The sequence below is a fragment of the Ruegeria arenilitoris genome, assembly GCF_013030265.1.
GTDB lineage: Bacteria > Pseudomonadota > Alphaproteobacteria > Rhodobacterales > Rhodobacteraceae > Ruegeria > Ruegeria arenilitoris_E.
In genome coordinates this window covers 187,007-199,078 of the sequence record NZ_WPZQ01000002.1, presented here as the reverse complement: position 1 = coordinate 199,078, position 12,072 = coordinate 187,007, and the positions used below count along the sequence as shown (strand labels likewise).

Below are 12,072 nucleotides of genomic sequence, written 5' to 3'. Positions count from 1 at the left end.
CGGCCACGGTCACGGGAAATGTGACTGTCAAGTGAAAGAAAACCCTTGAAGCCGGGGCGCGATCAACCAAACTCTAATAGTATGAGGACATGGTTGGGATGGGGATCCTGCCGATACTCGACCCCCTTCCGGCCCAATACAGAGGAGCACCCGCGTGCCTTCATTCTCGAGCACATTAGAACAAGCCATTCACGCGGCCCTGGCGGCAGCGAATGAAAGGCGTCATGAATTCGCAACGCTTGAGCATCTGCTGCTTGCGCTGCTGGAAGAGCCAGACGCGATCCGCGTCATGAAAGCCTGCAGCGTCGATCTGGACGAACTACGCAGTACATTGGTCGAGTTCATCGATGAGGACCTGTCAAATCTGGTCACCGATATCGACGGCTCTGAAGCGGTTCCAACCGCTGCCTTCCAGCGGGTAATTCAGCGCGCAGCAATCCATGTTCAAAGCTCAGGCCGTACCGAAGTCACCGGCGCCAACGTTCTGGTGGCAATCTTTGCCGAGCGGGAAAGTAATGCGGCCTATTTCCTGCAGGAACAGGATATGACCCGCTATGACGCGGTGAATTTCATTGCGCATGGAGTGGCGAAAGATCCGGCATATGGCGAAAACCGCCCTGTGACGGGTGCCGACCAGGTCGAGGACGAAGCGCAACCTGCCGCGAGCGAATCCGAACAGAAAGAGAGCGCCCTCGGTAAGTACTGCGTGGACCTGAACGCCAAATCGCGCGCAGGTGACGTTGATCCACTGATCGGTCGCGCCTCGGAAGTCGAGCGCTGCATCCAGGTTCTGTGCCGCCGCCGCAAGAACAACCCGCTGCTGGTGGGTGATCCAGGTGTTGGCAAGACTGCGATTGCCGAGGGTCTGGCCCACAAGATCGTGGCCGGTGAAGCACCCGATGTGCTGTCCAACACCACGATCTACTCGTTGGACATGGGCGCCTTGCTGGCTGGCACCCGCTACCGCGGTGACTTTGAAGAGCGCCTGAAAGCGGTGGTGACCGAACTTGAGGATCACCCGGATGCGGTGCTGTTCATCGATGAAATCCACACCGTAATCGGTGCAGGTGCCACTTCCGGTGGCGCAATGGATGCGTCGAACCTGCTGAAACCTGCCCTGCAGGGCGGTAAGCTGCGCACCATGGGCTCGACCACGTACAAAGAGTTCCGTCAGCACTTTGAGAAAGACCGCGCGCTCAGCCGCCGGTTCCAGAAGATCGACGTGAATGAGCCTTCGGTCGAGGACAGCGTAAAAATCCTGCGCGGCCTCAAGCCGTATTTCGAAGAGCATCACGAGATCAAATACACTGCGGATGCGATCAAGACCGCGGTCGAACTGGCCGCGCGCTATATCAACGATCGCAAGCTGCCGGACAAGGCGATCGACGTGATTGACGAGGCCGGTGCCGCACAGCATTTGGTCGCAGAAAGCAAGCGCCGCAAGACCATCGGTGTGAAAGAGATCGAGGCCGTCGTTGCCAAGATCGCGCGCATTCCACCCAAGAACGTCACCAAGGATGATGCCGAGGTTCTGAAAGATCTCGAAGCCTCACTGAAACGGGTGGTGTTTGGTCAGGATGAAGCCATTGAAGCGCTGTCCAGCGCGATCAAGCTGGCCCGTGCCGGTCTGCGTGAGCCTGAAAAGCCAATCGGCAACTACCTGTTCGCCGGTCCAACCGGTGTTGGTAAGACCGAGGTGGCGAAACAGCTGGCGGATACGCTGGGTGTGGAACTGCTGCGCTTTGATATGTCGGAGTACATGGAGAAGCACGCGGTTTCCCGTCTGATCGGCGCGCCTCCGGGTTATGTCGGGTTCGATCAAGGTGGTTTGCTGACCGATGGTGTCGACCAGCATCCGCATTGTGTGTTGCTGCTGGATGAGATCGAGAAAGCACACCCTGATGTGTTCAACATCCTCTTGCAGGTGATGGACCATGGTGAGCTGACCGATCACAACGGCCGCACAGTGAACTTCCGCAACGTGGTTCTGATCATGACTTCGAACGCAGGCGCACAGGAACAGGCCAAGGCCGCCATCGGCTTTGCCCGTGATCGCCGCGAAGGTGAGGATACCGCCGCGATTGAACGCATGTTCACGCCGGAATTCCGTAACCGTCTGGACGCAGTGATCTCGTTCGCGCCGCTACCGAAAGAGGTCATCCTGCAGGTGGTCGAGAAGTTCGTACTGCAGCTTGAGGCACAATTGCTGGATCGCAATGTGACCATCGACCTGACGCCAAAGGCTGCCGAGTGGCTGGCTGACAAAGGCTATGACGACAAGATGGGTGCGCGACCACTGGGCCGTGTCATTCAGGAACACATCAAGAAGCCTCTGGCCGAGGAGCTCCTGTTCGGCAAGCTGGCCAAAGGCGGTGTGGTCCGCGTATCTGTGATGAAAGGCGAGTTGAACTTGGAAATCCTCGGCCCTGATCAGCCGCGTATTCCTGGCGACAAGCCGCCATTGCTTACCGCAGATTGATTGCGCAACGTTTCAAACAGAAAACCCGCCTATCAAGGCGGGTTTTTTCGTCTGAGGCCAACAGCATGATTGCATGGCGGAACTAAGGGCGGGTTTGGGCCAGAGAACCCGACGACATTAGCGGATGCGTGGTTGACTGTTTCGCACCGGGCAAGGCACCGGTAACTGCTGTGATTGGCTGCCCTGTGCCGCGATATAGGCCGACAGGATGCTGTGCGCATAGCGCGGCCCATTAACCCCCTGAGACAGGGCAGACAGGACCGCAATGCCGACATCACGTGCTTTGCGAAACCGCCCAGCCTTGGTGGGCACAAAATACTCAAAATCTATGAACCGAATCTGGCGCCCGCTCCAGCACATATCTCGAAAGGCCGGGCGCCCATGTGCCAGATTTGCCGAATGTAAACGCGCCAAGGCCTGCCCAGCGGCGCGGCATGCTTTGAGTTTGTCCGCGGTCGTAACGTTTGCTTTCTTGCAAAGCTTGGTCAGGCTGGTGCCGGCGTCTTCGACCGCCATAAAATCCGGGCCTTCCGCTAATATCCTCGGTACGGCCGCGCCGAGACTCCAGAGAAAGCGATGAGCCCGCCGATCTCGGTCAAACGCCTGTTCAGGCTTGCCCTTGACCAACCAAAGGTGCGGAGCAAAACGCTCAATGCGTTTTAGCCAAAACCGGGTACCTCGTTGGGACTGGCAAAAAGTCACACGTTGATATGGGGCGCGCAACGCCTCATCCACTGAATTGTGTATCTCTGCCTTCTTGTCCGTCACGTTCTGCTCCGATTAACCTCAGGTAATAGATAGGAATTCCGCGCGTACATTTCACCTTATGTGGGTCAACATTCCGGTCGGTTCCGACCATTTTTTGCAATTTAGGATGTGGCATTGGTCAATACCGCTTAGTGAAATTCAGTTCGGTCCGAAGGTATTGCGCGCAAGCCTTGGTTGGTTTGGTCCGAGCGTCCGTGAAGGAAGCCGAGTTAATCCAGAAACCCAAAGCCCTGGTCGGCAGCAAAGTGCGGCCCCCACCCTCCACTGTTGGCAGCAAACTGACACAAATGATGTTCTTGCAAATCTGATCGTGCAGTTGCTCTATAACCGGACAATTCTGCTTTTGCGCGGGCGCAGGACACATATTTCGACGGAATCGTTCTCCCCTCGCGTTTCATAGTTACGTTTGAAACGCGAAAGGGAATTTGATGACCAAGACCGTCGCTATTTGGAGTGCTGCTTTCGCCCTGTCGGCCATCGCAGCCATTGCCACCGCTCAGCACAGATTTCGATATCACGACGAAACGAAAACCCGGCCCCTGAATTTAGTGGCTGCCACTGTCGATCCGGGCGCCAGTACCTCTGAGATTTCCGAGACCCGCAAAGCTCTCCGCGTCTCGGCAAATGGAATTCCCGACCACCTTGTCGGGCGCTTTCCCAACCGAGGTAACCCACACAGTATTTCTGCGCAGAATGTAAGCTTGAAGGTACCGGCCAACCCAAAGCCCAGGGGGACAGTCACGCCGCTTGAACTGGGCTGGAACTTTGGCGTGTCACTGAACGGTGTAGTGTTCGACCCGCTGGCAGCCGAGTTTTGGCACGGTGATCCCAGATCGGGTTGGTCCTACAACGCATTGGGCGGCGCGATCGCGCTGGGGCTTGATGAGAACCATGCGCACGTTCAACCAAACGGGAAGTACCATTACCACGGCATTCCGACGGGTTTAATTGAACTGCTGGACTATTCACCAGACAGGCACTCTCCACTGATCGGGTTTGCCGCAGACGGGTTCCCGATTTACGCAATGACAGGCATTGTGAACGGGAAGGTGACGGAAATGACGTCCTCTTATCGTTTGAAAAGCGGCAACCGACCGGGAGGTCGCGCGCCCGACGGCAAGTACGATGGCACTTTCAACGAGGATTTTGCCTATGTTCCCGGGCTCGGAACTCTGGACGAGTGCAATGGCGCATTCACCACTTCTCCCGAGTATCCGGAGGGAACCTACGCCTACTTTCTGACCGAGGAATATCCGGTCATACCCCGGTGCTTTGCCGGTTCACCAGACAAGAGTTTTCGCTTCGGGCGACGCTGACCGACCCACGCATTGGTTAGCGAGTTCTGACGTTATCTTTCGGTGAGTTTCAGCTCGATCCGCCGGTTTTGCGCCCGTGCCTCCGGCGTGTCCGCCGGGTTGACGGGCTGGAACTCACCAAAACCGTTCGCAGCAAGCCGATTTGGCGGGATACCCAGCGCGTCGACCATATAGCGCACCACGGACAAGGCGCGGCCCTGGCTCAATTCCCAATTGTCGCGATAGCGGCCGGAACCGGCCAGAGGAACGTTGTCCGTATGACCATCGACCCGGATCACCCAGTTCAGACCCTCGGGGATTTCGGCAGCAACGCTGCGTAGGATCTCGGCGACCTTCGCAACCTCCTGGCGCCCTTCCGGGGACAAGACAGCCGAGCCCGTATCAAACAGAACCTCGGATGAGAACACGAACCGGTCGCCTTCGATGCGGACGCCTTCCTGATTGCCCAGAACATCCCGAAGTCGGCCAAAGAACTCGGACCGGTAACGTTGCAGATCTTCGGCCTGTGCAGTCAGTTCCAGATTCTGCCCCGCCAATGCTTCGGCTTCTGCCTCCAGGCGAATGCGCTCGGCCTCTTCCAACAGGCGGCGTCGGCGTTCCTCGGATGCAGCGCGAGCCAGCGCAGCATTCAGGTCCTGTCCAAGCGTCTGGATCTGAACCTCGGCCGCAGCATTGCGATCCTTGTAGTCATCCAACAGCGCTTGCAGCGATCCCAGTTGGCCACGCAATGCTGCGATCTGCTGGTTCAGCAGAGCCGTTTCGCGTTGCGCCTTTGCCGAGATTGCCTTTTCGGCAGAGATCGCCTCGCGTGCAACAGCCAGAAGCGCTTCGCGTTCTTCGGCCAATGTTCTCTGAGACTGCGCCTCCAGCTGTGCTTGCGTCTGCGCCTCCAGCGCCGCCCTCAGCTGCGCCTGCAGCTCTTCGTTATCCAGCGCTCCAAACTGACGCTCAAGCTCGGCCCGGGCCGCTTGTGCAGCAGCCAGCAGGGTCAGGGTTTCCTCGGCCTCTTTACGCTGGGCTTCCAACGCCAGCGTCATCGCAGTCAGCTCCGCATCGGCATCCTGCAATCTGTTGCGCAGGTTATCGGCTGCGGCAGCCTCGGCCAGCCTTGCGGCCTCTTCATCGCTGAGCTGTTGTTCAAGTGCCGTAATCTGGGCTGCACGGTCTTCACCGCTTTGTTCAAGATCAGCAACCAGAGCCTCCAGTGCCTCGCGCCGAGCGGCAGCAAGGCGTGCGGCTTCGGCCTGAGCATCAATCTCATCCCGGCTTTGAGCCAAGGCAAGATTCAGAGCCTCTTGTTCGCTCAGAAGCTGCTCGCGTTGTGTTTCGAGGGCTGCGATATCGCCAAGTGCACGTTCCTGATCCGCCAACAACGCGGCGACCTGCGCCTCAAAATCCGTAATGCGAAGCTGCGCCTCATCCAACGCGACAGCCTGCCTGTCTCGCTCTGCTGTAAGTGACGAGATCAGAGCCTGCGCCTGCGTCAGATCGCTTTCAGCCTGAGAAAGCGTCGTGTTCAACGCCCCGAGCCGGGCTTGCAGCCGGCTGTTTTCGCGTTCTTCCAGACCGAGGGCCGCTGCAAGGGCCGAAACCTCGTCAGACAAGGCGGTCAGTTCATCCTCTTGTCCGGAAATCGTTTCGCGCAGCACGAACTGAACCACCATGAAGATGGTCAGCACAAAGGTCAGCACCATCAGAAGACCCGTCATCGCATCCACGAATCCGGGCCAGACAGAGCCCTGAAAACGTTGACCGGTACGCCGGGACAGTGCCATCCGTTACTCTCCCTCGGACGTCGTGCGAACGGCACCGCGTGGCAGGGTCAGCGCTTTGACCAGCAGTTCGAAATCCTTGCGCAATTCGTTCATGCTGTCCTGTCGCCCTGCAGAAATCTCTTCGAGAATACGTAGCAACTGAACGTCCATCGAACGCAGACGCATCCGGCTTTCAGCATCGATCCCCTCGCCTGCACCATGTTCGCGCATGTGATCCAGAAGGGCGTCCTGACTCAGAGCTACCCTTTCGAGCGCCGCTGTCACGCCTTCGCCTTCGGACTGACGTTGGTTCATATCGCCAATCACGTTCACCAATTGTCCCAGCTTAGCAGAAACCTCCGCTCTTTCCTCCTCCTGCGCTGAGAACAGATCCTGCAGCGCATCCATTTGCGCGGACATCGCATCCAGAACCGGAGTCAAAACCGCCAGTTCAGCACCACCTTCATCGCCCGAAGAAAATCCGACGCGGGTGATCGTCGACAGCCATTCCTCAAGCTCGCGATAGAAGCGGTTCTGTCCATGTCCTGCAAACAACTCGAGCAAACCAACAATCAGCGATCCGGCGAGGCCCAGCAGTGACGATCCAAAGGCCACGCCCATGCCTTGCAACTGGGCTTCAAGCCCTGTCATCAGACGGTTGAATACCGCCAGCCCTTCCTCACCTTCCTGCGGGTTCAGGCTGCGGATCGTGTCAACGATGGCAGGAACCGTTGTGGCCAGTCCAAAGAAGGTGCCCAAAAGGCCAAGGTAGATCAGAACGTTCGTGATGTATCGCGTGATCTCACGCTCTTCCTCGATCCGTTCAGCGACTGAATCCAGAATCGATCGAGTAGAGGTCGAGCTGATTTGCGAACGCGCCCCGCGCGAGCGGAGCAACGATGCAAGCGGTGCCAGCAGCTGCGGCGGGCTGGTGTCATCTCTTTCGACACCGCCGACAAAGGCTTCGATCCAGCGAACTGATCCGATCAGTTGGGTTACCTGATAGAAACAGGCGAATACGCCGATGACGAAGACCAGCAGGATGAAACCGTTCAGGTAGGGATTCGCATAAAAGACGGGCAGCACATAAGGCAGCGCCATAAAGACCCCAAGGCCCGACAAGCCAATTGCGATCAACATCATCACGATCTGACGAATGGGATGCGAGAATTGCGGTCTCGCGCCCTGCTGTGCCTGCGCCATGCGCGTCATTCCTGGTATTGCCTGCTCTGAGGCAAACCTACCGAATTAACAGTCGCTAGGCCAAGGGTTTATGCAGTAAGACTGCGGACCCGTTGCGACAACCACTCAAGATCCGGATCGCGTAGTCCGATTTCGGCCAGATGTTCAGCCGTATTGTACAGATATTCGGTGTTCGGACCGCGTCCGCCCACCGCATGGGCGATGATATTTGCCTGCTCTTCCAAAGGCATACCGCCGCAATACTGAACGTGATGCGGATCAATCACGTAAGTCACGGCGTTTACGACCTGTCCATTGTCCAGATCAACGTCCAGAATACGCTCGACATAGGCCGAAGAAATCAACTCACGTTCGCGCAGCTCGTCCAGCGTACGCTCTTCATGCCCGGCTTCGACGGCCAGGGCCAGACCGGTACAATTCGCATCACGTTGTTCATCCAGCGCCAACACAAGGCCTGGCTTGTCTTCGGTTCCGCGATGGTGGATCGAACTCATGCAGAATGAGCGGGCATATCCATGCAAAGTAGCGCGTTCGCTGCGCGCCACGGGAAATCCGGGATTCCACAGCAGCGATCCATATCCGAATACCCACATTGTCATTGCACTGGTCCTTGCCCGTTTGCGCCTATAAACATCAATTCCGAGGCAGGAAAAAGGGCCATTATTCTCATGCGCGGTCTCATACGAGTTCTTATCTTTTTAACGATTATCTGGAGCGCCTATTGGTTCGTCGCCGGCTACGGGCTGCGCAGCGCGGTCACCAGTTGGTTCGACAAGCAGCAGCAACTGGGCTGGCAGGCCGATTTCTCGGATGTGGGTACGGCAGGATATCCGACCCACCACATGACACGGCTGGATAATCCGGCACTGGCCGATCCCGTCAACGGCACAGCATGGAGCGCGGATTGGATCGAGTTCCAAAGCCCTGCAATCTGGCCCGGGCGTCAGGTGTTGCGTTTTGCCGATACGCCGCAGCGCCTGTCTTATTTCGATGAAACGGCGACCATTCAGGCCAGCGAGCTACAAGCAGAGCTGCAATTGCAACCGGGGGTCGCGCTGGAGTTGGAAAAGATGGCCCTTACCGCAGGACCATGGACCATTTCGAGGGAAGATGAGACTTCAGCAGCGGGTGACACACTTGGCCTGATCATGGCGCAAAGTGAAACGCCCGAGATTTATGCCGTCACGGCAACCATTGATGGGTTCACCCCGGGTGAAGACCTTCGCGGCCTTATGCGGACCGCTGCTTCGCTTCCACAATCCTTCGAGACGCTGGAATTGGACATGACGGTTACGTTTGACAAGCCGTGGGATCGGAGTGCGCTGGAACAACGCCGCCCGCAGCCTGTCGCCATCGATCTCGGGCTTGCTGAGGTCAAATGGGGTGAACTGCGCCTGTTCGCCACCGGAGAGTTGAACGTTGACGAACAGGGAATTCCGACCGGTGAGATCGCCGTCAAAGCTGAGAACTGGCGTGACATGATCGCAATGGCCAATGCCGCAGGCGCCCTGCCCGATCAAGCAGTTGATCCGGTCACCCGCGCGCTGAAGTTGCTGGCAGGCCTGGGCGGCAATCCCAACTCACTGGATCTGCAGCTGAATTTCCGCGACGGGTTCGTGGCGTTGGGCCCGTTGCCATTGGGTCCTGCACCGCGGTTGATACTGCGCTAGCGGCAGTACGGGCCGCTGCGATAACGGGCTGTATCCAGATGGAAATGGTCCCGGTGGTAGCGGTCCGAGTTCGGCCCCAGCACAGTACCAAACGGCCCACATGCGCCACGCCAAACTTTGATCAATTGCTTCTGCGAGGGATTCTTGCGCCAGCCATTGAGGACTGTCACAACCTCGCCATCCGCCATTTTAAAGCCCGAGATATCAATGGCCCGACCCTTGCCGTGTTCAGAAACTCGCGCGCCCTTGCGATTGTTCCGGGTGCGGCAGGCATAATGGGCCGCAACCTGCAGCTCAACAATCGGGCCACGGCGTTTGAAGGTGGGCTTGACTGACTTGTCGACCCAGTTGTTTAACGCGATGGCGGTCCCGCAATCCATGGTCGACGGGCGGCTTAACCTCACTCCGGATACCGATGTTATCTGCACGGCATCCTTGATGCCGCAGGCCTTGATCTTACCCGGCACTTTACCGACAGGTTTGCCCTGAATTGCGATATCACCACATACCGAGTTTTTGCGGAGCTTTCTTTTCTTGAAAAGTATCTCCTGCTCCAGCGCTTCAGGGCGCAGATATGGTTTCAGAGACACATCAGGGCTGAGCAGAGGCAGATCCGCAGGTCGTGCCGCAGCGGCCATCACCTGAGGAGACTCAGGCCTCAGCTTTGGCTGTATCTTTGGAATCGCTGCAATCGGCGCTGCACTAGCCAGAAGTAGCGCTGGCATCGCAGTTACATTGCCGGTTTCAGCAATTGGTCGCGCAACAGGAACCAAAGAGGTTTCGAGGGGTTTCGAACCGGCCGTGACTGGCGACAGCACTGCAAAACAGATCAGAAAACCGCCTCGAACAAGCCTCATGTCGTGGCCTTTCCTCGTCCAAAATCCGGGGCATCCGTATCCTGACCTGCATCAATGATGCCGCGCCGGATGGCCCGGGTACGGGTGAAGTAATCGAACAGCTGCTCTCCATCACCGGTACGGATGGCGCGCTGCAGGGCAAAGAGCTCTTCAGTGAAACGGCCCAGAATCTCAAGCGTTGCGTCCTTGTTCGTCAGGAACACATCCCGCCACATTGTCGGGTCCGAGGCCGCGATCCGCGTAAAATCACGGAAACCGGCGGCCGAATATTTGATCACCTCAGTATCTGTCACCCGCCGCAAATCATCTGCAACACCCACCATCGTATAAGCGATCAGGTGCGGTGCATGCGACGTCACCGCCAAAACCAAATCGTGGTGGTCAGCGTCCATCTCATCGACATTGGCGCCCATGCCTTCCCAAAGCGCTCGCAGTTGTGCGACGGCGTCGGGATCAGAACCCTTAACCGGAACCAACAGGCACCAGCGATTGTCAAAGAGCTCGGCAAATCCGGATTCCGGACCAGAATGCTCGGTTCCAGCCAGAGGGTGAGCGGGAACAAAATGCACGCCGTCGGGGATATACGGCCCGACAGCTTCGATCACATGACGCTTGACTGATCCGACGTCCGTGACAGTTGCGCCCGATTTCAGCACCGGGGCGATATCCTGCGCCACCGGTCCCATCGCACCAACAGGCACACAAAGCACCACGAGATCAGCGCCTTCGACCGCCTCTTGCGCAGTGTCACAGACGCGATCACACAGTCCGATGCGCCGCGCGGTTTCACGGGTGTCTTCGGAACGGGCATATCCCGTCACCTCTCCTGCAAGACCTGCGCGTTTGATGGCCCAAAACATCGACGAGGCAATCAGACCCAAGCCGATCAGCGCCACCCGGTCATAAATCTGGCTCATGCGGCGCCCCCTTTGAACGCGGTAATGGCCGCAAGCACGCGGCGGCAGGCTTCTTCGTCGCCTACGGTAATCCGCAGGGCGTTCGGCAGGTTGTAGCCCGCAACCTTGCGTACAATCAAACCCTGAGATTGCAGATAGGCATCGCAGGCCTCGGCCTCGGCCAGATCCGAAAAGCGGGCAAGGATGAAATTTGTATTCGATACGTCAGATGGCACGCCGATCTCTGCCAGTTTTTCGGACAGCCACGTGCGCAGACGCGCGTTTTCGGACCGGCAGAATTCGACATACTCCTCGTCGCGTATCGCTGCTTCAGCCGCAGCCAACGCAGTCAAAGACAGGTTGAAGGGTTGGCGCACGCGGTTCAGCACATCGATAATCGACTGGTGCGCATAACCCCAGCCGACACGCATCCCGCCCAGCCCGTAAATCTTGGAGAAGGTTCGGGTCATGATGACGTTCTCAAAACGATCCACCAGTGATGCCCCACCATCAAAACCATCTACGAATTCGGCATAAGCCCCGTCGATTACCATTAGGCAATCGACAGGAAGTTTTTCCGCCAAACGTGTAAGCTCGGCATCCGAAATCATGGTTGAGGTGGGATTGCCCGGATTGGTGACAAAGACGATCTTCGTTTGCCCGGTCACAGCCGCAAGGATTGCGTCGACATCAACCTTGCGATCCTTCTCATCCACCATGACAGGAGTCGCCCCCGCCATACGCGCGATGATCGGGTACATGGAAAATCCGTGCTCAGTATAGATCACCTCATCACCCGGACCGGCATAGGCCTGCGCCACGAATTGCAGAACCTCGTCGCTGCCTACACCACAGATGATCCGGCCAGCATCCAGCCCGTGACGCTCACCAATGGCTGCGCGCAACGAATAGTGATCTGTGCTTGGATAGCGATGCAGGGTGGTCGCGCTGTCACGCACGGCCTCGATCGCTTTGGGGCTGGGTCCGAACGGGTTTTCGTTCGAGCTGAGCTTGATGACATTCGCCACGCCTTCGACATGGGACTTACCGCCCTGATACAGAGCGATGTCCATGATGCCGGGTTGCGGAATGATCTGGTTCATGAGGGGCTCCTTGATTGCGCCCCTCA

Annotated in this window: 10 protein-coding genes; 3 read left to right on the top strand and 7 right to left on the bottom strand. The window is 57.7% G+C overall.

Going from position 1 to position 12,072, the window contains the following annotated elements:
- Positions 1–154: 154 nt before the first annotated feature.
- A complete protein-coding gene (clpA, locus tag GOX61_RS03800; protein WP_170331383.1) occupies positions 155–2,479 on the top strand; it encodes an ATP-dependent Clp protease ATP-binding subunit ClpA in 2,325 nt (774 codons plus the stop codon).
- Positions 2,480–2,596: 117 nt separating this feature from the next.
- Here the strand turns inward: clpA and GOX61_RS03795 are convergent, their stop codons facing one another.
- Entirely contained in the window at positions 2,597–3,247 is a 651-nt protein-coding gene (locus GOX61_RS03795; protein ID WP_170331381.1) for a phosphotransferase, read from the bottom strand.
- A gap of 428 nt (positions 3,248–3,675) precedes the next feature.
- Between GOX61_RS03795 and GOX61_RS03790 the strand changes: the two genes are divergently transcribed.
- A complete protein-coding gene (locus tag GOX61_RS03790) occupies positions 3,676–4,563 on the top strand; it encodes a YHYH protein (RefSeq protein WP_170331379.1) in 888 nt (295 codons plus the stop codon).
- A gap of 32 nt (positions 4,564–4,595) precedes the next feature.
- Here GOX61_RS03790 and GOX61_RS03785 read toward each other — a convergent pair whose 3' ends face one another.
- From GOX61_RS03785 to GOX61_RS03775, 3 genes are all read right to left on the bottom strand, one after another.
- Positions 4,596–6,338, bottom strand: a complete 1,743-nt coding sequence (locus tag GOX61_RS03785) for a peptidoglycan -binding protein (protein WP_170331377.1) — start codon at positions 6,336–6,338, stop codon at positions 4,596–4,598.
- A 3-nt stretch (positions 6,339–6,341) separates the two neighbouring features.
- The gene (locus tag GOX61_RS03780; protein WP_170331375.1) at positions 6,342–7,520 is read right to left on the bottom strand and encodes a biopolymer transporter ExbB; all 1,179 of its coding nucleotides are present in this window, start codon (positions 7,518–7,520) and stop codon (positions 6,342–6,344) included.
- Positions 7,521–7,588: 68 nt separating this feature from the next.
- Positions 7,589–8,119 (bottom strand): gamma-glutamylcyclotransferase, encoded by a 531-nt coding sequence (locus GOX61_RS03775; protein ID WP_170331373.1) that lies wholly within the window; start codon positions 8,117–8,119, stop codon positions 7,589–7,591.
- A 69-nt stretch (positions 8,120–8,188) separates the two neighbouring features.
- Between GOX61_RS03775 and GOX61_RS03770 the strand changes: the two genes are divergently transcribed.
- Positions 8,189–9,190 carry a DUF2125 domain-containing protein gene (locus GOX61_RS03770; RefSeq protein WP_170331371.1) on the top strand — a complete coding sequence of 334 codons (1,002 nt, stop codon included), beginning with the start codon at positions 8,189–8,191 and terminating at the stop codon, positions 9,188–9,190.
- On the opposite strand, the gene GOX61_RS03765 is transcribed toward GOX61_RS03770, so the two are convergent.
- From GOX61_RS03765 to hisC, 3 genes are read right to left on the bottom strand one after another with little or no spacing between them, the layout of a single operon-like run.
- Positions 9,187–10,047 (bottom strand): extensin-like domain-containing protein, encoded by an 861-nt coding sequence (locus GOX61_RS03765; RefSeq protein WP_170331370.1) that lies wholly within the window; start codon positions 10,045–10,047, stop codon positions 9,187–9,189. The genes GOX61_RS03770 and GOX61_RS03765 overlap by 4 nt on opposite strands.
- Complete coding sequence (locus tag GOX61_RS03760) at positions 10,044–10,964, bottom strand: prephenate/arogenate dehydrogenase family protein (protein ID WP_155144893.1); 921 nt, start codon at positions 10,962–10,964, stop codon at positions 10,044–10,046. Before GOX61_RS03760 ends, GOX61_RS03765 begins: the two co-directional genes overlap by 4 nt.
- Entirely contained in the window at positions 10,961–12,046 is a 1,086-nt protein-coding gene (hisC, locus tag GOX61_RS03755; protein WP_170331368.1) for a histidinol-phosphate transaminase, read from the bottom strand. Before hisC ends, GOX61_RS03760 begins: the two co-directional genes overlap by 4 nt.
- Positions 12,047–12,072 lie beyond the last annotated feature (26 nt).

Coding starts and splice junctions, on each gene's coding strand:
- GOX61_RS03790 (WP_170331379.1), top strand. CDS start 3,676: ATGACCAAGACCGTCGCTATTTGGAGTGCTGCTTTCGCCCTGTCGGCC.
- GOX61_RS03785 (WP_170331377.1), bottom strand. CDS start 6,338: ATGGCACTGTCCCGGCGTACCGGTCAACGTTTTCAGGGCTCTGTCTGG.
- GOX61_RS03780 (WP_170331375.1), bottom strand. CDS start 7,520: ATGGCGCAGGCACAGCAGGGCGCGAGACCGCAATTCTCGCATCCCATT.
- GOX61_RS03775 (WP_170331373.1), bottom strand. CDS start 8,119: ATGACAATGTGGGTATTCGGATATGGATCGCTGCTGTGGAATCCCGGA.
- GOX61_RS03770 (WP_170331371.1), top strand. CDS start 8,189: ATGCGCGGTCTCATACGAGTTCTTATCTTTTTAACGATTATCTGGAGC.
- GOX61_RS03765 (WP_170331370.1), bottom strand. CDS start 10,047: ATGAGGCTTGTTCGAGGCGGTTTTCTGATCTGTTTTGCAGTGCTGTCG.
- GOX61_RS03760 (WP_155144893.1), bottom strand. CDS start 10,964: ATGAGCCAGATTTATGACCGGGTGGCGCTGATCGGCTTGGGTCTGATT.
- hisC (WP_170331368.1), bottom strand. CDS start 12,046: ATGAACCAGATCATTCCGCAACCCGGCATCATGGACATCGCTCTGTAT.